22 protein-coding genes are annotated in these 19,132 nt (G+C 64.7%); 8 read left to right on the top strand and 14 right to left on the bottom strand.

Features of this window, described 5'->3' with window-relative positions:
- Positions 1 to 73: 73 nt before the first annotated feature.
- The 14 genes from GGR62_RS17010 to GGR62_RS17075 all read right to left on the bottom strand — a co-directional run bounded on the left by GGR62_RS17010 (position 74) and on the right by GGR62_RS17075 (position 11,311).
- Positions 74 to 790, bottom strand: a complete 717-nt coding sequence (locus tag GGR62_RS17010) for a C-type cytochrome biogenesis protein (protein ID WP_184409027.1) — start codon at positions 788 to 790, stop codon at positions 74 to 76.
- The gene (locus GGR62_RS17015) at positions 784 to 1,266 is read right to left on the bottom strand and encodes a cytochrome c-type biogenesis protein (protein WP_184409028.1); all 483 of its coding nucleotides are present in this window, start codon (positions 1,264 to 1,266) and stop codon (positions 784 to 786) included. Before GGR62_RS17015 ends, GGR62_RS17010 begins: the two co-directional genes overlap by 7 nt.
- Positions 1,266 to 1,808: a DsbE family thiol:disulfide interchange protein gene (locus tag GGR62_RS17020; RefSeq protein ID WP_184409029.1), complete on the bottom strand. Its 543-nt coding sequence runs from the start codon at positions 1,806 to 1,808 to the stop codon at positions 1,266 to 1,268. Before GGR62_RS17020 ends, GGR62_RS17015 begins: the two co-directional genes overlap by 1 nt.
- Positions 1,805 to 3,793, bottom strand: a complete 1,989-nt coding sequence (locus GGR62_RS17025; protein ID WP_184409030.1) for a heme lyase CcmF/NrfE family subunit — start codon at positions 3,791 to 3,793, stop codon at positions 1,805 to 1,807. The genes GGR62_RS17020 and GGR62_RS17025 overlap by 4 nt, the downstream gene beginning before the upstream one ends.
- Before the next feature lie 75 nt (positions 3,794 to 3,868).
- Positions 3,869 to 4,339 carry a cytochrome c maturation protein CcmE gene (ccmE, locus tag GGR62_RS17030; RefSeq protein ID WP_184409031.1) on the bottom strand — a complete coding sequence of 157 codons (471 nt, stop codon included), beginning with the start codon at positions 4,337 to 4,339 and terminating at the stop codon, positions 3,869 to 3,871.
- Entirely contained in the window at positions 4,336 to 4,542 is a 207-nt protein-coding gene (gene ccmD, locus GGR62_RS17035; RefSeq protein WP_184409032.1) for a heme exporter protein CcmD, read from the bottom strand. Before ccmD ends, ccmE begins: the two co-directional genes overlap by 4 nt.
- Positions 4,539 to 5,297 (bottom strand): heme ABC transporter permease CcmC, encoded by a 759-nt coding sequence (gene ccmC, locus GGR62_RS17040; protein WP_184409033.1) that lies wholly within the window; start codon positions 5,295 to 5,297, stop codon positions 4,539 to 4,541. Before ccmC ends, ccmD begins: the two co-directional genes overlap by 4 nt.
- A 10-nt stretch (positions 5,298 to 5,307) precedes the next feature.
- Entirely contained in the window at positions 5,308 to 6,636 is a 1,329-nt protein-coding gene (locus tag GGR62_RS17045) for a S8 family serine peptidase (protein WP_184409034.1), read from the bottom strand.
- On the bottom strand, positions 6,633 to 7,289 hold the full coding sequence (locus GGR62_RS17050) for a zf-HC2 domain-containing protein (RefSeq protein WP_184409035.1): 657 nt from the start codon (positions 7,287 to 7,289) through the stop codon (positions 6,633 to 6,635). Before GGR62_RS17050 ends, GGR62_RS17045 begins: the two co-directional genes overlap by 4 nt.
- The gene (locus tag GGR62_RS17055) at positions 7,286 to 7,867 is read right to left on the bottom strand and encodes a sigma-70 family RNA polymerase sigma factor (RefSeq protein WP_184409036.1); all 582 of its coding nucleotides are present in this window, start codon (positions 7,865 to 7,867) and stop codon (positions 7,286 to 7,288) included. The genes GGR62_RS17050 and GGR62_RS17055 overlap by 4 nt, the downstream gene beginning before the upstream one ends.
- Before the next feature lie 63 nt (positions 7,868 to 7,930).
- Positions 7,931 to 8,653, bottom strand: a complete 723-nt coding sequence (locus tag GGR62_RS17060; protein WP_184409037.1) for a hypothetical protein — start codon at positions 8,651 to 8,653, stop codon at positions 7,931 to 7,933.
- Between the two features lie 309 nt (positions 8,654 to 8,962).
- Positions 8,963 to 9,352 carry a c-type cytochrome gene (locus tag GGR62_RS17065; RefSeq protein ID WP_184409038.1) on the bottom strand — a complete coding sequence of 130 codons (390 nt, stop codon included), beginning with the start codon at positions 9,350 to 9,352 and terminating at the stop codon, positions 8,963 to 8,965.
- Between the two features lie 25 nt (positions 9,353 to 9,377).
- On the bottom strand, positions 9,378 to 10,730 hold the full coding sequence (locus tag GGR62_RS17070) for a cytochrome C (RefSeq protein WP_184409039.1): 1,353 nt from the start codon (positions 10,728 to 10,730) through the stop codon (positions 9,378 to 9,380).
- A gap of 71 nt (positions 10,731 to 10,801) precedes the next feature.
- On the bottom strand, positions 10,802 to 11,311 hold the full coding sequence (locus tag GGR62_RS17075; RefSeq protein ID WP_260288721.1) for a cytochrome b/b6 domain-containing protein: 510 nt from the start codon (positions 11,309 to 11,311) through the stop codon (positions 10,802 to 10,804).
- Between the two features lie 386 nt (positions 11,312 to 11,697).
- On the opposite strand from GGR62_RS17075, the gene GGR62_RS17080 reads away from it, so the two are divergent.
- Genes GGR62_RS17080 through GGR62_RS17115 form a run of 8 tightly spaced genes read left to right on the top strand, consistent with a single transcriptional unit; the run spans position 11,698 to position 19,118 of the window.
- A complete protein-coding gene (locus tag GGR62_RS17080) occupies positions 11,698 to 12,135 on the top strand; it encodes an FdtA/QdtA family cupin domain-containing protein (protein ID WP_184409041.1) in 438 nt (145 codons plus the stop codon).
- Positions 12,132 to 12,803 carry an acetyltransferase gene (locus tag GGR62_RS17085; RefSeq protein ID WP_184409042.1) on the top strand — a complete coding sequence of 224 codons (672 nt, stop codon included), beginning with the start codon at positions 12,132 to 12,134 and terminating at the stop codon, positions 12,801 to 12,803. The genes GGR62_RS17080 and GGR62_RS17085 overlap by 4 nt, the downstream gene beginning before the upstream one ends.
- A gap of 3 nt (positions 12,804 to 12,806) precedes the next feature.
- Positions 12,807 to 13,760 carry a hypothetical protein gene (locus tag GGR62_RS17090; protein ID WP_184409043.1) on the top strand — a complete coding sequence of 318 codons (954 nt, stop codon included), beginning with the start codon at positions 12,807 to 12,809 and terminating at the stop codon, positions 13,758 to 13,760.
- On the top strand, positions 13,747 to 14,679 hold the full coding sequence (locus GGR62_RS17095; protein WP_184409044.1) for a GNAT family N-acetyltransferase: 933 nt from the start codon (positions 13,747 to 13,749) through the stop codon (positions 14,677 to 14,679). Before GGR62_RS17090 ends, GGR62_RS17095 begins: the two co-directional genes overlap by 14 nt.
- Positions 14,679 to 15,791 (top strand): DegT/DnrJ/EryC1/StrS family aminotransferase, encoded by a 1,113-nt coding sequence (locus GGR62_RS17100; RefSeq protein ID WP_184409045.1) that lies wholly within the window; start codon positions 14,679 to 14,681, stop codon positions 15,789 to 15,791. The genes GGR62_RS17095 and GGR62_RS17100 overlap by 1 nt, the downstream gene beginning before the upstream one ends.
- On the top strand, positions 15,788 to 17,041 hold the full coding sequence (locus GGR62_RS17105; protein WP_184409046.1) for an O-antigen translocase: 1,254 nt from the start codon (positions 15,788 to 15,790) through the stop codon (positions 17,039 to 17,041). Before GGR62_RS17100 ends, GGR62_RS17105 begins: the two co-directional genes overlap by 4 nt.
- A complete protein-coding gene (locus GGR62_RS17110) occupies positions 17,038 to 17,988 on the top strand; it encodes a glycosyltransferase (protein ID WP_184409047.1) in 951 nt (316 codons plus the stop codon). Before GGR62_RS17105 ends, GGR62_RS17110 begins: the two co-directional genes overlap by 4 nt.
- The gene (locus GGR62_RS17115; RefSeq protein ID WP_184409048.1) at positions 17,985 to 19,118 is read left to right on the top strand and encodes a hypothetical protein; all 1,134 of its coding nucleotides are present in this window, start codon (positions 17,985 to 17,987) and stop codon (positions 19,116 to 19,118) included. The genes GGR62_RS17110 and GGR62_RS17115 overlap by 4 nt, the downstream gene beginning before the upstream one ends.
- Positions 19,119 to 19,132 lie beyond the last annotated feature (14 nt).

A 19,132-nucleotide genomic window follows, 5' to 3' on the forward strand; every position in this document is an offset into this window, starting at 1 on the left:
GCCTTGACGCAGGCGCCATTGTGGTGGGCTGGCGTCACGTGTCGTTGAACGCCGACCCAGCCTGCGGCTGCGATCAGGGCGCTGCGCGGCTGGACTGGCGCGCGCTTGCCAGCGATTCGGCCACGGCGATCTTTTCGGCCACCGCCCGTTGCATCGCGGAACCGTTGTCCAGCAAGCCATGCAGGTGGCGCCAGTGTTCGGTGGCAGCGCGGTAGTCCTGCTGCTGGAAGTCGCTGATGCCGAGCAGCCACAGGGCGCGTTGATGGTCCGGCTCGCGTGCGATCACCTGTTGCAGGCGTGCGCGCGATGCGGCGTCGATGGCAAAATCGCTGCGCGTGCCCATGTCTGCCGCGATCCAGCCGACGATGGCAGCGCTGTTGTCGGGGGCGAGCTTGAGCGCTTGCGCATAGGCGTTGCGTGCGTCGGCAGCGCGGTTTTCCTGCTCTTGCGCCTTGGCCTGCTGCATCCAGGAATCCAGCGCCTGCCGTTGTGCCTGCTCGGCCGGATCAATGACCTGTGGCTGCGCGCTGGCTGCAGCAGGCACATCCGGTGTCGCCTGCACTGTCTGTTGGGCTGGCGCAGCGTACACGCGCGTTGTGATCGCGTCGGGCGTGCCGACCAGGTGGTACAGGCCGGCGGTGGCGATCGGCAAACCGAGCACCAGCACAATCGGCAGCGCATAGCGTGTGCCGCGATTGCGCGTTGGCCGGCGCAACAGCGGCACCAGCAACAACAGCAGTGCGATCACCAGCAGCGCCGCACTTATGCAGTAAAAACCCTTCATCACCACTCTTCCTCGGCTTGCGGCGCGACCGGAGTGCCGGCACGCGCACGTTTGCGCACGGTGTGCAGCACCACGCCTGCCCCCGCGCCCAGCATCAACAGCGGGCCGAACCACAGCAGCCAGGTGCCGCGCTTGACCGGCGGGTCGTATAGCACGAAGTCCGAATAGCGCTCGACCATGTACTGCTTGATCTGCGCATCGCTGTGGCCGGCCTGAATCTGTGCGAAGACCTGATGACGCAGATCGCGCGCCAGTTCGGCATTGGAGTCGGCCAGGTTCTCGTTCTGGCATACCAGGCAGCGCAGTTGTGCGGTCAGCCGCTGATAACGCGTTTCCTCGCTGCGGTTCCTGAACGGCAGCGGGTCCACTGCCTGCGCCGCCAGCGGTGGTGCAAGCAGCACGCCAAGCAGCAGCACCAGTAGCAGACGCAGTTGCCGGCCTTGCAAACGCCAGTGCCAGCACCGCGAGAGACAAGCCGGCATCACTGCGCGCCCTTGGGCAGCGCGGCGATGGCAGGCAGCAGTGCGTCGTTGATGACATCGGGTGTGAGCACGCCGATGTGTTTGTAACGGATCACGCCTTGCGCATCGATGAGAAACGTTTCCGGTGCGCCGTAGACGCCGAAATCGATCGCGGTCTGGCCAGCCTCGTCCGCTATCACCACGGCATACGGGTTGCCGTATTGCGCAAGCCACGCCGTGGCATCGGCGGGCGCGTCCTTGTAGTTGTAGCCGATCAGCGGCACACCGAGCCGGCTGGCCTGCGCCATCAACACCGGATGTTCGTGCACGCATTCGGCGCACCAGCTGCCGAACACGTTGAGTACGTAGGGCTTGCCCAACAGCTGATCGCGGCTGACACGTTGTTCGGGCTGGTCCAGCCGCGGCAGCGAAAACGCCGGCGCCGGCTTGCCGATCAACGGCGATGGCACATCGCGCGGGTTGTGCTGCATCGTCCAGTAGATGCCGAAACCGAACAGCGCCGCCAGCAACAAAAAGCCCAGCAAGGGCAGCAGACGGTTCATGCGTGGGATTCCTGCGCGCTGACGATAGAGTCGTGTGCTGGCGATGTGGCCGCCTTGCCCGCGACGGCAGGCGCACGAAAACGGCGTGCGCAGGCGCTGACAAAGCCGCCCAGCATCATCAGCAGGCCGCCGGCCCAGATCCAGCGGATAAAGGGCTTGTAGTACAGCCGCAAGGTCCAGTCGTATTCGATGTGCTGGTCGTCCAACGGCTCTCCCAGTGCGACATAGAGATCGCGGCTGATGCCGGGGTCGATCGCCGATTCGGTCTGGATGCGCTCGCTGCTGTACAGGCGTTTTTGCGGATGCAGCAGCGCAACCACCTTGCCATCGCGACTGACCTGCACGCTGCCTTGTTCGGCCTTCCAGTTCGGCCCATCGATCAGTTGCACGCCATCGAAGCGGAAAGCGTAGCCGGCGATCTCTGCGCTCTCGCCTGGGGCCAGCCGCACGTCGCGTTCGACCGACAGGCTTTCAGAGACCAGCACGCCGGCAACGAACACCGCCACACCCGCATGCGCAAGCAACATGCCGGCCATTTCAGCGGGAAAACGCCGGCCGCGCGGCATTTCGCGCCAGCGCTTGTGCATGTACAACGCGGTGCCGGCGGCCACCCAGGCGGCGACGCCGATCCCGGCAATCGCCCTGAGTTGACCATCGGCAAACAGGCTGCCGACCAAGGCGCACGCAATCGCCGCGATACCGGCGCGCGTGCCGAGTTCCTTCAGTGGCGCCGGCTCGGCCTTGCCCCAGCGCAGGTAGGGGCCAAAGGGGAGCAACAGCACCACTGGCAGCATCAGCAACGGGAACAGCAAGCCAAAGTAGGGCGGCCCGACCGAGACCTTGCCCAGGCCAAACGCGTCCGCAATCAGCGGGAACAAGGTGCCCAGCAACACCATCGCGGCGGCCACGGTGAGCAGCAGATTGCCGATCAAAATGCCCGTCTCGCGCGAGGCGGCGGCGAACGGTTTGCCGCTGGCGATCTTCGGTGCGCGCAAGGCGTACAGCAGCAACGAGCCGCCCACCACGGCCACCAGGAAAATGAGGATGTACAGCCCGCGTCGCGGGTCGGCGGCGAACGCATGCACCGAGGTGAGCACGCCCGAGCGCACCAGGAAGGTGCCCAGCAACGACAGCGAGAACGCCAGGATCGACAGCAAGATCGTCCACGCACGCAGGCTGCCGCGTTTTTCGGTGACCGCCTGGGTGTGGATCAAGGCGGTGCCGACCAGCCATGGCATGAAGCTGGCGTTTTCCACAGGGTCCCAGAACCACCAGCCACCCCAGCCCAGTTCCGCGTACGCCCACCAGCTGCCGGCGACGATGCCGGCGGTGAGGCAGGCCCAGGCCACGTTGGTCCACGGCCGTGCCCAGCGCACCCAGGCCTGTTCCAGTTCGCCGCCCAGCAACGCCGCCACCGCAAACGCGAATGCGACCGAGAAGCCGACGTAGCCGGTGTACAGCACCGGCGGGTGGAAGGTCATGCCCGGATCCTGCAGCACCGGATTGAGTTCGTTGCCGTCCAGCGGAATCGGCGACAGCCGCCCGAACGGATTGGAGGTCAGCAGGATGAAGGCCAGAAAGCCCACCGACACCAGCCCCAGCACCGCCAGCACGCGCGCGGCGAACTGCTGCGGCAGATGCCGGCTGAAAGCGGCCAGCAACACCGTCCAGGTCGCAAGAATGGCGATCCACAGCAGCAACGAGCCTTCGTGCGCGCCCCACACCGCGGCGAAGCGGTAATACCAGGGCAGGGCGATATTGGCGTTGGCAGCGACATAGGCCACCGAAAAATCCAGCGACAGCAGCGACCAGGCGAGCAGGCCGAACGCCATCCACACGAATACCGCTTGACCGACCGCCGCAGGCCGCGCAATGCCCATCAACGCGGCATTGCCGCGCCAGGCGCCGACCAGTGGCAACACGCCCTGCGCCAGCGACAGCAGTAATGCCAGGATCAGTGCGATCTGGCCGAGTTCAGGCGTCATGAGCGAATCGCTTGGTGCAACGAAGAGGGATCATCGATGGAGTGAAAACGATGGAGTGAAGCGGTGCGCGCCGCATCAACGCGGCGCCGGCAGCGGCACGGCGGCGGCGGGAATCGGCTTGCCGACATGGCCTTCGGCCATCGCATCTTTCAGTTCCTTCGGCATATAGGTTTCGTCGTGCTTGGCCAGCACTTCGCTGGCAACAAAGCGCCCGCCCTGCATGCGGCCGTTGGCGATCACCGATTGGTTGTCGCGAAACAGATCCGGAAGGATGCCGGTGTATTCGACCTGCGTTGCGGCGTGCTTGTCGATGACGGTGAAGTCGACTTTAAGGCTGTCGCTGGCGCGCCGGATCGAGCCGGCCTTGACCATGCCGCCGAGGCGGAACTGCTGATAGCTGGCCGCTTCGCCGGCATGCACCTGGCTGGGCGTGAACAGATAGCTCATGTTCCGCTGCAGCGCGAGCACGATCAGCGTCACCGCCAGTGCCGCGGCAGCCAGCACTGCGAGCACCAGCCACAGACGTTGCTTGCGAGTGGCATTCATGGCGCGTCCCGCTCCAGTACAGGTGCCGGTTGATCGCGCGTGCGACGCGGCGTCTGGCGTTGCAACTGGCCGCGCAATTCGCGCGGCAGACGGCGACGACGCACCCACGGCGAGATGAGGTCGGCCAGCAGCACCAGCACGAACAGCGCATAGGCGGTCCACACGTATTGGCCGTAGCCGCCCATGCTCAGGAAGCTGTTCATGCGGTGCGCTCCATCAACACGATGCGGCGGACCCAGTCCTTGCCGCTTTCCAGTGCCAGCAATTCCACCCGCACACGCCCGAACAGGCTGGCGAGGTAGTAGAACTTGGTGGCCAGCATCATCGTCAGCAGCGGCCACAGCATGTCCGCGCCCATCTTGGAAGGGCCGAGCAGGCGCACGGTAGAGCCTTGATGCAGCGTGTTCCACCACACCACCGAGTAATGCACGATGGGCAGATTGACCAGCCCCACCAGCGCGAGCAAGCCGGCCGCACGCATCGCCTGGCGGCGGTCTTCCACCGCGTAATACAGGCCAAGCACGCCCAGATACAGAAACAGCAGCAGCAACTCCGAGGTGAGCCGCGCGTCCCAGGTCCACCAGGTGCCCCACATCGGCTTGCCCCACAGCGAGCCGGTGCACAAGGTGATGAAGGTGAAGGCCGCGCCGATCGGCGCCGAGGCCATGGTCACCACTTCGGCCAGCTTGATCCGCCACACCAGCGCAATGAACGCTGAAACGCCCATCGCCGCGTAGATGAAAAGACTCATCCAGGCGCTGGGCACGTGGATGAAGATGATGCGGTAGGCATCGTGCTGCTGATAATCCGGCGGCGCCAACACCAGCCCGCCGTAAGCGGCCACCGCGCCGAGCAGCAAGGCCAGGCCTAGCGCCCACGGGCGCACGATCCCGGCGAAGCGGTAGAAGGTCGGCGGCGAGCTGAGTTGATGCAGCCACAAGGGAATCCACTTGGCCATGCCGGTGTCGTCAGTTGGAATGTTTGGCGTGCGAGGTCAGCGCGTCGACTGCTGCGCCGGCGTTTACCTGCAGCTGTCCTTCGGACATCTTGCTGGTGCGTTGCATCAGTTCGCGCAGGGCGGTCGCGTCCATCGACGGCGACAACGACAACAGCAACGCGGCCATGCCGCTGACATGGGCGGTGGCCATCGACGAGCCGGAGGTGAAGTCGTAGCGGCCGTTCGGCTGAGTGGTGAGAATGTCCTTGCCGGGCGCGCTCAGCACGCCGGGCATCGCGGCGGTCGCGCTGCTGCTGCGGACCACCAGCACGCCGGGGACGTCATTGGGAAAACCATCCAGGCGCCCATTCGGCGGCATCGCGGCCACCACGATGCGGCCCTGCTGCACCAGATGGAGCAGCATCTTGCTCAGCAGCGGATCGGCCGGGCCACCCAGGCTCAGATTGATCACGCGCGCCGAGCTGTTGTTGATCGCCGCCAGCGCCTTGGCCAGGGTGAAGGTATTGCAGCGCGCAGTGGCACCGACAGTCGGCGCATACCAGCACGCCTTGTAGATGCTCAGCATGGCCTTGGGCGCCATGCCGACGATGCCTTGATGGTTGTTGCTGCCGGCAGCAATGATGCCGGCCACTTCGGTGCCGTGCGAATCGCTGCTGGTGGTGATCGAGCTGTCGTCGACCAGATCGTGCACGTCACGGATGCGCGATTTCAGATCCGGGTGAGCGGTGTCCACGCCGGTATCGACCACCGCCACCACCACGCCGCGGCCCTGGGTGACGGTCTGCGCGCTGGCCGCATCGGTGGCGATGAAGCCGCGTTGCATGTCCACGTACGGGTCGTTGTAGCCGGACAGCGAGGTGGTTTTTTCCGAGGCGTCGGCAGAAAACACCGAAAAATCCTGTACCGGTTGCACCAGCTCCACGCCTTCGTCGTCGGCCAACGCGCTGACCAGCGCGTCGCGCGACACCCCCGGTGGCGGCTGCAGCACGGCGCAATACAAGCCCAGCGAGGTGATCGGCCAGCCGGAGACCTCGCGCAGCTTGTAGCGCTGTTTGATGGCTTCCATGCGTACGGCGGCCTTCTGGCCGGCGCCGTAGTAGCTGGAGGCGTAGCCGATCAGGCTGGAGCCGGCGCGTGCCGGTGGTGCGGTGAGCGGGTTGGCCACCGCCAGCAGGATGTCGCGGCTGCTATCGGGCGTATGCGCATCGGCCTGCGCCGGCGCGGTGCTGGGGGCGACGGTCTGCGTCGCGCCCTGCGGCACGCTTTGGGCGCGCCCATTGGCGCAGGTGCCCATGCCGATGACGGCGGCGATCAACCCGAGTGCGAAGAAGCGACTCATGGTGCCGACACGATCTCGGCCAGGCGGATACGCGGGTTCGCACGCAGTTGCTGCACGGTCTGTTGCGGCTGGGCCGGCGGCTGCGGTGCGACAGGCACCACGGTGTAGGCGCCCATTTCGTTGGGGCCGCCGACCACCTGCAATTGCTGCACATGCAGCAGGCTGTCCCAGTCGGCCACGGTCATCTTGGCATCCGGCACCACGCGGATGGCGCCGTTCGGGACCGGCCAGGCGGTGGCGCTGCTGAGCGTATGGTAGTCGTGCGAGGGCGCAGGCGAGGCCAGTTTGACCCCCATGACGCCCAGGCCGATCGCCTGCACCAGGGCGGCAGCGGCCAGGGCGCGCACCGTCCAGCTGCCGGAGCGGGGTGCCGCCGGGACCGGCGCGGGGGCGGTCTGCTGTTCGGGCGTATCCAGGCGGCCGAGCAGGCGCAGCAGGCCGGCGTTGGCGTCCAGTTTGACTGCCGACGGCAGTGCCAGCGCCTGCCGCAGGCGGTTCTGCTGCGCGAATTCGGCGCTGCACGAGGCGCATTTGGCCACGTGCGCGATCAGCCAAGCGCTCTCTTCTTCGCTGGCGCTATCCAGCAATACCGCCGGCATCAGTTCCCAGGCGTGCGAGCATTCCTTGCCAGGCGCGATGAAAAACGTCTTCATTGCATGGTCTCCGTATAAGGTGCGTCGCCGGCCAGGCCGGGTAGCACATTGCGTAATTTGACCCGCGCATGGAACAGCCGGGCTTTGATGGTGCCGATCGGGCACTGCATGATTTCTGCGACTTCTTCGAGCTTGTGGCCAACGCCGTAGACCAGTTCGATCACCATGCGCTGGTCCGGCGACAGCCGCTGCATGCCTTTGTCGAGCCAGTCGCGCAGTTCGCGGTCGTCGTTGTCGTCGGCGCTGGGGGCGTGGTCTTCGACCTCGGCGGTGTCGTCGATGGCTTCGCCGTCATGCTGGCGCAGGCATTTGAGCCCGCAGCGATAGGCGATGCCCATGATCCAGGTCGACACCTGCGAATCGCCGCGGAAGTCGCCGGCCTTCTGCCAGGCGATCCAGAAGCAGTCGTTGATGGTTTCTTCGATGATGTCCGGGCGGCGGGTCAGCCGCGACAGGAACCGGCACAGCCGGCCGTGGTAGCTGGTGTACATGCTTGCCAGGGCGGCACGATCGCCCGCGGCCATGCGCCGTAACAGCATGCGGTCGGTGGCATCACCCAGGTTATCGGAATCATTCATCGAGGCAGGCACGGCAGAAGACGCATGTCAGTGCCCGGGTGCGGGCAAAAGGTTGCAGGTGGATCAGAACGTGGTGGAGGCCGTGCCCAACCAGGTTGTTTCGCCGGGGCCACCCTGCATGCGCGGGGTGCCGCTGCTGGTGAGGATGCGTTCCAGCTTCAGCGTCCATCGTGCGCGGCTCCACTTCAGACCCAATTGCCCGTACTGATAGCGGCCGGACGCGGCGGAGCCGTAGGCCATCGCCGGAAAACGCGACGAACCGGCGCCGATCAGCAGGCTGATATCGTCGCGAAGCGGGAGACTGGCGGTGGCGTCGAAGGCCGCATTCCACGGCGACTGGTCCGCGCGGGGGAAGTTGAAGGTCGATAGCGAAACGGTCAGTACGTCGCGGTAGGACCAGGAGAGGCTGGCTTCCTGGCGGTCGAAGGTGCGTGTGGCCTGGTCGGTCGGGTAGCCGTAATACAGCAGGCTGGCCTGCATCTGCCAGCGGTCGCCCAGCATCCAGGCGCGTGCGGCCTGGACGGTGACTGCCACCGGCTTGCTCAGCGAGGGCGATTGCAGCGCGAGCGAGGTCGAGACCGACCAGCCGGGCGCAGGCAGCCAGTAGCCGGCCGCCTGCAGCGTGACCTTGTTGGGCGCGATGGAAATGCCGCGGTCGATCAGTTGCGAGGTCACCGCCACCGCGCCGCCGACATTCTCGGCCATGGCAGCGGCAGGGCTGACGATCAGGCCCAGCAACAGGCAGTGCCGCAGTGCGGCGTGGCGCCTGGCGGCGTGCTGACACATGCAACGCCGCCAGGCGCTGGCCGCTGCGTACTGGCGTCGCCGCAGCGACAGGCCCGGGATGTTCCATAGCTGCCCGCCGCAGGCGCAACGTCGCCGCGTTCGGAAGGGGGATGTCCTGGCAAGCGAAACGGTGGGCAACGGATCGGCATCTACGGTGAGCGGGGCGCAATATTGCCTGATTGCATCGGGCAGACTGCCGCGAGCACGGCGGTTTTGTTCATATTCGCGAAGGAGTCGCTGCCGGCAATGCGGCTTGCGCGATCCCTTCCCACGCGCTGGGTGCCTCGGATGCCGCCGGCCAGGCGACCCTCAGTGCAGGGTGTTGAGGTAGGCGATCAGTGCGTCGAGTTCTTTCTGATCCTCCAGGCCTTCGTACTTCATCTTGGTCCCCGGCAAGGCCTTGGACGAGGACTGCGACAGATAGGCCTTGAGCTTGTCGGGCGTCCATTGCCACTTGCTGCCCTTGAGCGCATCGGAATAGTTGCTGTAGTCCGCCAGGCTGGCGGCCGGGCGGCCGGTCACCCCGAACAGGGACGGGCCTTTCTTGTTCTTGCCTTGGGCGGCGCTGTGGCATTCGGCGCATTCGGTCATGAAAACGCTTTTTCCGTCGCCTGCACGTGCGCTCGGGGAAACCAGTGCGCCGGCCAGCAGCAGGCCGGCCAGCGGGGCGCACAACAGGGTGTTGCGAAGTGACTTCATGGGGGTCCTTACGTGTGCGGGGGAATCAGAACGCGACATTGACCGATAGCGCGAAGCTGTCGAGATCGCGCGGATTGGTGATCGGATTACCGCCACCGAATACATTGGTTGTGCTGCCGTTGAACTTGTCAAAGCGGAACCAGGTGGCGGCGAAACGCACGTTGGCGTTGGTGGTGTAGGTGCCTTCCTTACCGAACGGGGTCCAGTACAGCAGGATCAGATTGGCGGTGGTGTCGGGGATGCCGTAGGGCAGATAACGCGCGCCATCGAACGAGCCGCTGTTGATCAAGTGCGCTGCGAGCACCCCGTAGGTCTGCTTGAACGCGTAGTTCATGCTGATGTTCTGGTCGCGCACACTGCCGCGGTCGCGCGGGGACATGCTCGGATCGATCGGCAGCAGCGGGCTGCCGTATTTGCGGCGCTCGTAAATGTTGACGTAGGCCAGCGACAGCACGTGCTCGCGGGTGCCGAGAAACTGATAGGTCAGGTCGTAGCCCAGGTCGGTGAAGTCGTCGCTGGGTCCGCCGCTGCGCAGGCGTTGGCGACGGCTGGTCATCGCGGTCAGGCCGGCCGAGAAGAACTGCCGCTTCATGTCCTTCATATAGGCAAAGCGGGCATAGCCGGTGTCGCTGAGCTTGCCCGGGTCGTTGTTGGGGTTCCAGCCCAGGTGGTCCTGAGCATCGGCGGACAATGCGCTGTAGCTGCCGACTTCGCCGTACCAGTTGCGGTCGAACAGACCGTACACGCTGGCGCCGATCACGCGGTTGGACAGCGCCGACGAACTCAACATGCTGGCCGAACCGGCATTGGAGACCGGGCTCAGGGTCGATGCATTCGGCAGCACATGGATCGGATCGGAAATGCCGGGGTTGTTATTGATGCTGACGCCCACCATGGCGTCCTTGCCGGCCAGCTGGAACGGCGTGCTGACGAAACGCAGATCCACATCGTCCAACTGGGTGTTGAAGTTGTCGTTGCCGCCGTTGTTGGAGCGGATCTTGGAGTAACCGCCGATATGGTCGTTGACCCGGCCGGCCAGATACAGATCGCCTTCGTTGACGCGTGCGCTGCTGTCGCCGCGGCTGGGATTGCGCCGCGTCCAGGTGACCTGGCCGGAGACCGGGATCTTGGTGCCGTTGCCGTCGGTATCGGTAAAGCCGCCGAGTTTGAAGCGCATGCCGTACGGCGTGAGCGAGGGGCCATAGGAACCGACATGGCAATCCGCGCACGACGAACCGGTCTGGCGCGCGAACGCGGGAATCGCCTGCGCCTGCGTGCTGGCCAACAGCAACAACGGGCCGGACACGCACAACAAGGACGTCAGGGAGGCGGCACGCGTGGCGGCAACGCGACGCGGAGCGGGCTGGGAAGTAGGCATGGAAAGTCCTTGTTCGACGGTACGGGGTTCGGCGCTGCGGGAGCGGGGGATGGCTGGAAATTCAGCGGAGTTCATCGGGATTTTTTCGGTAGCACGCGATGCAGCAAGCCATCGCCAAGCACCAGGTGATGCCAGAGCGCGGCGCCGATATGCAGGATCACCAGGGCCAGCAAGACCCAGGCCGCATTCAAGTGCCAGGTGCTCAAGGTGTCGGCCAGGTCCTCGTCCGGCGCGACCAGATTCGGTAGCGTCAATCCAAACAGGTGGACCGGTTTGTCATAGGCGTTGCTCAACGACCAGCCGATCAGCGGCAACGCGACCATCAGGCCGTACAGCGCAAAATGGGTGGCGCCTGCAGCCAGCCGCATGATCAGCGGCGACGGCGGGCCGGGCGGCAGCTTGCGCAGCCGGAGGCGCAGGCCCACGCGCAGGACGAAGAGAAAGAGCACCATCAAACCGAAGTGGCGATGGCCTTCCATCAGCCACTGCCGCAATGCGCGTCCTTCCAGTTCGGCGCGCAGCAAAATCAGTGTGGCGGCCATGACCAGGCACAGCACCGTCAGCCAGTGCAGCACGCGCATCGATTTGGGAAGTGGAATGACCTGCGCAACCGGCGGCGCTGTGGACCTGTCGGTGGCGACGGTGTCGGGTGTCTGGTGGGATGAACGCATTTGGTCGGTGTGCTCTGGTGCTGGTCGTTGGTTCCGGCAGTGCCTCGTACGCTGCCAGGCCTGGCTCCCCACGCCGGCCGAGCTGCGGCCAGGTGAACGTGCACCGATATGTGCGGGCAAGCCGGTAAAAGGTTGCATCGCCTTGCGGGGATTGCGCCGCAATCAGTGCGCATCCGCGTCTGTTGCGCATGCGCGTACATGGGTTCGCAGTGCCGTGACCTGGTGCAACCTTTCGCGCATCCCGCTGCACTCAGGCATGTCGCACTACGTGCAGTCAGCGGTTACGCCCCCGGATCATGGCCATCGAACGCATCCAGTTGCATACCCACGGTGACGATCGCGGTCTGCTCATTTCGTTGGAGCAGCAACGCAACGTCCCGTTTGAGATACGGCGGGTGTATTACCTGTTTGGTACCCGCGATGGCGTGCATCGTGGCCAGCACGCGCACCGACAGCTCAATCAACTCGCCGTCGCCTTGTGTGGCTCGGTGACGATCCTGCTGGACAGAGGCGACGGCAATGGCCAGGAAGAAGTGGTGCTGGACGATCCCTCGCAAGGCCTGCTGCTCGGTCGCATGGTGTGGCGCGACCTGTACCGCTTCAGCGCAGACTGCGTGTTGATGGTGCTGGCCGACCAGTTCTACGACCCGGCCGATTACATTCTGGATTACGACGAGTTTGTCAGCGAAGTGCGCGGTGAAAGCCGCCTGGACGCACGCAGGCTGGAAGCATGAGCGTGCATAAGCCACTGGTGATCATCGGGGGCGGCGAGTTTGCGCAGATCGCCTGCGAGTATTTTCAGCACGACAGCGATTACACCGTGGTCGCCTTCAGTGTGGAACGCGACTTTCTGCGGCAGCCCACGCTGGCCGAGTTGCCGGTGGTGGCCTTCGAAGACCTCGAACAGCACTATCCACCCGGGCAGTACGAGGTCTTCGTGGCGATTCCGGCCACGCAGCTCAACCGCCTGCGTACACGCTTCTTCCAAGACATGCTGCGCCGCGGTTATCGCTGTGCCAGCTATGTCAGCACGCGCGCGTTCGTCTGGCGCAATGCGCAGATCGGTGCCAACTGTTTCATCTTCGAAGGCAATGTCATCCAGCCGTTCACCCGTGTCGGCGACAACTGCATTTTGTGGAGCGGCAACCACATCGGTCATCGCACCGTGGTGCAGGACAACGTGTTCATCGCCTCGCACGCGGTGATTTCCGGCTATTGCGAGATCGGGCGCGGTAGCTTCATCGGCGTCAATGCCACGCTCAGCGACAAGGTGCGCATCGCCGCAGACAACGTCATCGGCGCCGGCGCGCTGGTCACCCGGGATACCGAGGCCGAGCGCGTGTATGTGGGCTCGCCGGCGCGTGCGGTGGCCGGCAGATCCAGTTTCGACGTGGAGCTCTGACGCATGTTCGCCTGGACCAAGCGGGGACTGGTGTTCGATGTCGCGCGCGATGGCGTGGGCGGCTGGATGCAGCATGCCGCGCTGACGCCGACGCCGCACCGCGTGTCTGCGCAGGTGTTGCGTGTGTATGCGGGTTTTCGCGATGCGCAGGGTGTGAGCCGGATCGGGTATGTGGACGTGCGCGCCGATGCACCGACCCAGGTCGCCGGTGTCAGCAAGCAGCCGGTGCTGGACATCGGTCGCGATGGCTGCTTCGACGACAATGGCATGATTCTGGGCGATGTCGTGGCCGGGCCGGATGGCCTGTACATGTTCTATGTCGGCTTTCAGCGCGTGGCCAAGGCCAAGTTCCTGGCTTTCACCGGGCTTGCGGTCTCCCGCGATGGTGGAGAGAGCTTTCAGCGCCGGCAGGACACGCCATTGCTGGATCGTGCCCCCGGTCGCAGCACGATCGCGGCGGTGCATTCGGCGCGCTATGAAGATGGCCGTTGGCGGCTGTGGTACGCGGTGGGCGACGATTGGGAAACCATTGGCGGCCAACCGTACCCGCGCTACCACATCCGTTACACGGAGACCGACGACCTACGCTGCATCCCCATCGATGACGTGGTGTGCCTGCGTCCACGCGATGATGAATATCGCATCGGCCGCCCGCGCGTGTATCGCCTGGGCGATCGCTACCTGATGTATTTCACCCGGGGCGACACGCACGGTGGCTACTTCCCCGGGATCGCCTTCAGTGACGATGGTTTGCAGTGGGAGCGCGACGACACCCGGCTGGGCTTGCAGCTCTCCGAGCATGGCTGGGATGCGCAGACCTTGTGCTACCCGGCGTTGATCCAGCAGCACGATCGCGTGCTCATGTTCTACAACGGCAATGCCATGGGCCAGGCCGGCTTTGGCCTGGCCGACGCCGCGCTGCCGTCGGACCTGCAGGGGCGTCATGTTTTCGGTTAGGTCGTATGCCCCCAGCGATGCGCCGGCGTGGGATGCGTTGGTGACGACCTCGCGCAACGGCAACCTTTTGCATCGGCGTGGCTACATGGACTATCACGCCGACCGCTTCGTGGATGCATCGTTGCTGGTCGAACGTGGTGGCGAGGTAGTGGCGGTGTTTCCGGCCAGCGTGCAGGGCGATTGCGTCAGCAGCCATGCCGGGCTGACCTATGCGGGCTTGCTGTCGTCGTCTGCCTTGCGTGCCGGTGCCACCTTGCAGGTGTTTGAACAGATTGCCGCGCACTACCGCGCGCGCGATGTGCGCGAGATCGTTTACAAGCCGGTGCCGCATGTGTTTCATGCGTACCCGGCCGAAGAAGACCTGTATGCATTGCATCGCCTGGGTGCGCAGCTGTACCGGCGCGACCTGTCGTCGGTGATTGCGCTGCGCGAGCCCTTCGCGTTCAGCGCCGAGCGTCGACGTTCGCTGGTCAAAGCGCGCAAGGTAGGGATGCAGATCCTGCGCGGCACACGGCTCGATGCGTTTCATGCCTTGCTGACCCAGGTGCTGCAGCGGCATGGCGTGGCGCCGACCCATCGGCTGGATGAACTGGAACTACTGCAACGCCGGTTTCCGCAGCACATCGTGCTGCATGAAGCGCGCGCTGAGGGGCAGCTGGTGGCTGCAGCGCTGGTCCTGGATTTCGGTCGCAGCGTGCACACCCAGTACCTGGCGGTTTCCGAGCGCGGCCGCCAGCTGGATGCACTGAGCCTGCTGCTGTCCGAGCTGATCACCACGGTATATGCGCAGCGCCATTACTTCAGTTTCGGCATCTCCACCGAGCAGGGCGGGCAGGTGCTCAACGACGGCCTGGTCGAACAAAAAGAACGCTTCGGCGCACGTGCCGTGGTGCAGGATTTCTATCGGTGGACCTTGTAATGGATGTACCGTTTCTGGATCTGCGTGCAGTCAATGCGCGCTACGCGGATGAACTGAAAGTGGCTGCCGCGCGGGTGATCGACGCCGGCTGGTATGTGCTCGGACAGGAACTGGCCGCGTTCGAAGAAGAATTCGCCAGCTACTGCGGTGCTGCGCATGCGGTGGGGGTAGGCAACGGCCTGGATGCGTTGTCGCTGATCCTGCGCGGTTACCGCGAGTTGGGCGTGTTGCGCGAGGGCGATGAAATCATCGTGCCGGCCAACACCTTCATTGCGACCTTTCTGGCGATCAGCCAGAACCATCTGGTGCTGGTGCCGGTTGAGCCGGATCCGCTGACCTTCAACATGGAGCCGGCCAGCGTTGAAAAGGCGATCGGCCCGCGCACGCGCGCCATCATGGCAGTGCATTTGTATGGGCAGTTGGCCGACATGGCCGCATTGCAAACGCTCGCGCATCGCTACGGGTTGCTGCTGATCGAAGATGCGGCGCAGGCGCATGGCGCAAGCATGCATGGGCGACGTGCCGGCGCCTTCGGCGATGCGGCGGCGTTTAGTTTCTTTCCGACCAAGAACCTTGGCGCACTGGGCGATGGCGGTGCGGTGGTGACCTCGGATCCGCAGCTGGCCGGGCGCGTTCGCGCGCTGCGCAATTATGGGTCCGAGATGAAGTATCACCACATCTGCCAGGGGGTGAACTCCCGGCTGGACGAAATGCAGGCCGCCTTCCTGCGTGTCAAACTGGGCTATCTGGAAGACGAGATCGCGCGGCGACGCAGTGTGGCGCAGCGCTATCTGCAAGGCATCGAGCATCCCTTGATCACGCTGCCCACGGTGGTCTCCGCGGAGCGGCATGTCTGGCATCTGTTCGTGGTGCGCAGCCCGCAGCGCGATGCCCTGCAGGCGCATTTGCTGCGCCAGGGCATCCACACACAGATCCATTACCCGGTGCCGCCGCATCGGCAGCCGGCCTATACCACGCTGGGCGATACCTGCCTGCCGGTGAGCGAGCGTCTGCACCAGGAAGTGCTGAGTCTGCCGATGGGCCCCGCACTGGACGACGCGTCTGTGGCGCATGTGATTGCCGCATGCCAAGCGTTCGGCACCGCTGCATGAATCTTGTGCGCAGCAGCGCGTACACCGGCGTTGCCACGCTGGCCAAGCTGCTGGCGGCGCTGGTGGTGGTCAAGCTGGTGGCGGTGTACGCCGGCCCGCAAGGGGTCGGCCGGCTTGGCCAGTTCCTCAATCTGATGTCGGTAATGGCGGTACTGGCGGGCGGCGGGATCAGCGCCGGTATCGTCAAATACGTGGCCGAGTATCGCGACGACGCCCCGGCGCTCGCACGTTTGCTCAGCGCAGCGCTGTGGTACGCCTTCTGCGCGGCCTGCGTGATGGCGGTGCTGGCCCTGCTGTTCAGTGGTGTCATCGCCGAGCGCCTGCTGGGCGATGTGGCGTATCGGCCGCTGATCTGCGTGCTGGCGATCGCGCAGTTGGGCATTGCCCTGGTCAATTACATCCTGGCGGTGATCAACGGCTTTATGGATGTTCGCCGTCTGGCGTTCGTGCAGGTCAGCGGCGCGGTATTGAGCGTTGCACTGGTTGCGTGGCTCTCCAGTCGGGCGCAGTTGCAAGGCGCGTTGCTGGCGCTGGTGCTGGGCCAGGTGCTGTGGTTGCTGGCCGGCGTGCCGGCACTGCGGTACAGCCCGTACTTTCGGCGCGACATGGTGCGCTTGCGCTTCGACGCACCGATGACGCGCAAGCTGGCCGCGTTCTCGGCGATGACGCTGACCTCCACGCTGGTGCCGCAGTTGGTGGTCATTCTCGTGCGCGACCATCTGGCGTTGCAGTTCGGATGGCAGCAGGTGGGGTACTGGCAGGCGGTCAGCCGGGTGTCGGATGCGTATCTGCTGTTCTTCGTCACCGCCATCAACGTGTATTACCTGCCCAAGTTGGCGTCGTTGCAGGATCGGGCGGCCCTCGGGCGTGAGTTGCGGGCCGCGTATCGTTATGTGATGCCGGCCGTGATCGTGATGGCGCTAGGCGTGTACATGCTCCGCGATTGGGTCACCTGGCTGCTGTTCGATGCGCGATTTGTTGCTGCAGCACCGCTGTACGGCCCGCAGTTGCTGGGCGATGTGATCAAGATCGCAGCGTTCGTACTGTCTTACGTGATGCTGGCCAAGGCGATGACGCGGTTGTTCGTCATTTCCGAGTGCGTGTTCGCTGCCAGTTATCTGGCGCTGGTGTATCTGTTCACTGCGCAGTTCGGGCTGATCGGGGCGATGTACGCTTTTGTCGCCAACTACGTGTTGTATCTGCTGTTCAACATCGTGGTGGTGCGTCGCTATCTGGTGCTCGCGCCATGAGCGATCCCACGCAAGCCAGTGGACGCGCGAGCTGGCCGCTGGTCTCGGTGCTGATTCCGGCCTTCAACCATGCGCAGTTCGTGCAGCGGTGTCTGGACAGCGTGTTGGAAGACCCGTACCCGTGCAAGGAGATCGTCATCATCGACGACGGCTCCAGCGACGCCACGGGCGAAAAGATCGCACAGTGGATCGCAATCCATGGACACCGGCTGCCGGTGCAGTTCGTGCAACGCGACAATCGTGGTGTGGCGGCTACGCTCAACGAACTGGTGCTGCGTGCGCGCGGTGACTACCTGCGGCTTGGCGCGAGCGACGATTATCTGTTGGCCGGCGGGTTGGACGCGCAGGTGCTTTACTTGCGCGTACATCCGCAAAAGCTGGCGGTGATTGGCGATGCCCGGGTGGTCGACCAGCAGGGGAAGATGCTTCACGGCAGCGCCATGCGCGATCTGCATCGGGTCAATACCGATGCGTACCGCTCCGAGTCCGGCATCCGCCGCGCGGTGATCCAGCAGTGGGCGGTCAGTGGTGCGGTGGCCTTGCTACGCCGCAGTGCCTTCGATGCGCGCACCGGCTGGGACGAGTCGCTGCGGATCGAAGACTGGGATTTTTTCCTGCGCCTGGCCGCACGCAACGCGCTTGGTTTCGTCGACGTGCCGGTATGTGCCTACCGGTTGCATGGCAACAACCTCAGCAAGACCGTGAACGTGCCCGCGCGTATCGCCAATCTCAGCGAGTCGCGTCAGGTGGCGCTGCGTTGTGCAGACCTGTTCGAAGAGCCCGAGCGCACCTTGCTGCGCGCGCAGTCGCGCTACATCGCGGCCAAAGTGGCATTTCTGCAACGCCGGCCGCATGCGCTGATCGGCCACTTGCTCGCCTATGCCTGGTTGTCGCTGCCTGCCAGGTGGCGCCACAGGCACGCACGCTCTGCGGTGGAGCCTGCATGAGTACGCTCTTGCGCCGGCCGGCGACCTATCTCGCACTGCCGATGCTGCTCAGCTGTGCGCTGACACTGCTGACCTATACGCTGCCCGGCAATTATCTGGAAGGCATTGCGCTGCTGGCCGTTGCCGCTGCTGCGACCTTGCTGCTGGATATCATGCTGCGCACCCAACTGCCTGCGGTGCAGCGCTTTCGCAGCTATCGCTATGCCGGTACCCGCGATGCCTTTGTGGTGATGGCGCTGGCGGCCGTGGTGACGCTGTTCTGCATCGTGGATGTCGCGCTGTTTCCGATTCCGTTGTTCAGCGATCCATCCTCGTATGCGACATTGAGTCCGTTGCGTTCGCACGTTCGGCACATCTCCAACATGTGCTGGATCCTGCCGCCGGTCGCGCTGCTTTGCGTGCGGCACCGCGGGCTGCGCGCGGCGATGGTGGTGCTGGGATTTGTGTTCCCGATCGTGGTGATCGACCGCAACCGCATCTTCGCCGGGCTATTTTCGTTCGTGCTGGTGATGCTGCTGCGCCGTGATCCTGCGCGCCGCTTGCCGTGGAAGACCATTGGCTTGCTGGTGCTGGCTGGTGGCGGGGTGTTTTCGATTCTCGGTGCACTGCGTTCCGGCTCGCTGGCGACAGTCACCTTGCCGTTCGGTGCGTTTTATCGCGCCATGCCGCAGGGCGTGCAGTGGCTGCTGCTGTATATCAGCGCCGGTCCGTACAACTTCGGTGCGATCCTGGCCAAGGGCTACGTCAACGCCAGTTTTCTGGTCAATCAGCTGGTGCCCTTCAGTGGGTCGATCGCCACCGCCGGCACCAGCATTCCGCTGGATGCGCCCAACATCAACGTGGGCACCGAATTCCTTCCGTTTCTGATGGCCTGGGGTGCGCCGGGCGCGCTGACCGCGCTGCTGGCGTTGTATTCGGGCCTGCTGTGGAGCGTGCGCTTGCTCAATGCCTCGCTGTCGATCTTCCATGTGCTGATCTTCCTGCGCATCGCCTACGCCTGCCTGATGGCGCCGTTCGCGCCACAGGCCTTCACCTGGACCAACTTCGGTTTCATCGCGCTGTGTCTGGTGTTGCATGCCTGCACGGTGCTGTTGCCCAGCCGCAATGCGGCACCTCCCGTTGCTGCGTAGTGCGCGGCAGCTTG

Source organism: Xanthomonas sp. 3075, from assembly GCF_014197275.1.
In the GTDB taxonomy this organism is placed as follows: Bacteria; Pseudomonadota; Gammaproteobacteria; order Xanthomonadales; family Xanthomonadaceae; genus Xanthomonas; species Xanthomonas campestris_B.

What these genes read in the sequence shown, in the direction of transcription:
- GGR62_RS17015 (WP_184409028.1), bottom strand. Translation starts at nt 1,266, where the DNA reads ATGCCGGCTTGTCTCTCGCGGTGCTGGCACTGGCGTTTGCAAGGCCGG.
- GGR62_RS17020 (WP_184409029.1), bottom strand. Translation starts at nt 1,808, where the DNA reads ATGAACCGTCTGCTGCCCTTGCTGGGCTTTTTGTTGCTGGCGGCGCTG.
- GGR62_RS17025 (WP_184409030.1), bottom strand. Translation starts at nt 3,793, where the DNA reads ATGACGCCTGAACTCGGCCAGATCGCACTGATCCTGGCATTACTGCTG.
- ccmE (WP_184409031.1), bottom strand. Translation starts at nt 4,339, where the DNA reads ATGAATGCCACTCGCAAGCAACGTCTGTGGCTGGTGCTCGCAGTGCTG.
- ccmD (WP_184409032.1), bottom strand. Translation starts at nt 4,542, where the DNA reads ATGAACAGCTTCCTGAGCATGGGCGGCTACGGCCAATACGTGTGGACC.
- ccmC (WP_184409033.1), bottom strand. Translation starts at nt 5,297, where the DNA reads ATGGCCAAGTGGATTCCCTTGTGGCTGCATCAACTCAGCTCGCCGCCG.
- GGR62_RS17045 (WP_184409034.1), bottom strand. Translation starts at nt 6,636, where the DNA reads ATGAGTCGCTTCTTCGCACTCGGGTTGATCGCCGCCGTCATCGGCATG.
- GGR62_RS17050 (WP_184409035.1), bottom strand. Translation starts at nt 7,289, where the DNA reads ATGAAGACGTTTTTCATCGCGCCTGGCAAGGAATGCTCGCACGCCTGG.
- GGR62_RS17055 (WP_184409036.1), bottom strand. Translation starts at nt 7,867, where the DNA reads ATGAATGATTCCGATAACCTGGGTGATGCCACCGACCGCATGCTGTTA.
- GGR62_RS17060 (WP_184409037.1), bottom strand. Translation starts at nt 8,653, where the DNA reads ATGTGTCAGCACGCCGCCAGGCGCCACGCCGCACTGCGGCACTGCCTG.
- GGR62_RS17065 (WP_184409038.1), bottom strand. Translation starts at nt 9,352, where the DNA reads ATGAAGTCACTTCGCAACACCCTGTTGTGCGCCCCGCTGGCCGGCCTG.
- GGR62_RS17070 (WP_184409039.1), bottom strand. Translation starts at nt 10,730, where the DNA reads ATGCCTACTTCCCAGCCCGCTCCGCGTCGCGTTGCCGCCACGCGTGCC.
- GGR62_RS17075 (WP_260288721.1), bottom strand. Translation starts at nt 11,311, where the DNA reads ATGCGCGTGCTGCACTGGCTGACGGTGCTGTGCCTGGTCATGGCCGCC.
- GGR62_RS17080 (WP_184409041.1), top strand. Translation starts at nt 11,698, where the DNA reads ATGGCCATCGAACGCATCCAGTTGCATACCCACGGTGACGATCGCGGT.
- GGR62_RS17085 (WP_184409042.1), top strand. Translation starts at nt 12,132, where the DNA reads ATGAGCGTGCATAAGCCACTGGTGATCATCGGGGGCGGCGAGTTTGCG.
- GGR62_RS17090 (WP_184409043.1), top strand. Translation starts at nt 12,807, where the DNA reads ATGTTCGCCTGGACCAAGCGGGGACTGGTGTTCGATGTCGCGCGCGAT.
- GGR62_RS17095 (WP_184409044.1), top strand. Translation starts at nt 13,747, where the DNA reads ATGTTTTCGGTTAGGTCGTATGCCCCCAGCGATGCGCCGGCGTGGGAT.
- GGR62_RS17100 (WP_184409045.1), top strand. Translation starts at nt 14,679, where the DNA reads ATGGATGTACCGTTTCTGGATCTGCGTGCAGTCAATGCGCGCTACGCG.
- GGR62_RS17105 (WP_184409046.1), top strand. Translation starts at nt 15,788, where the DNA reads ATGAATCTTGTGCGCAGCAGCGCGTACACCGGCGTTGCCACGCTGGCC.
- GGR62_RS17110 (WP_184409047.1), top strand. Translation starts at nt 17,038, where the DNA reads ATGAGCGATCCCACGCAAGCCAGTGGACGCGCGAGCTGGCCGCTGGTC.
- GGR62_RS17115 (WP_184409048.1), top strand. Translation starts at nt 17,985, where the DNA reads ATGAGTACGCTCTTGCGCCGGCCGGCGACCTATCTCGCACTGCCGATG.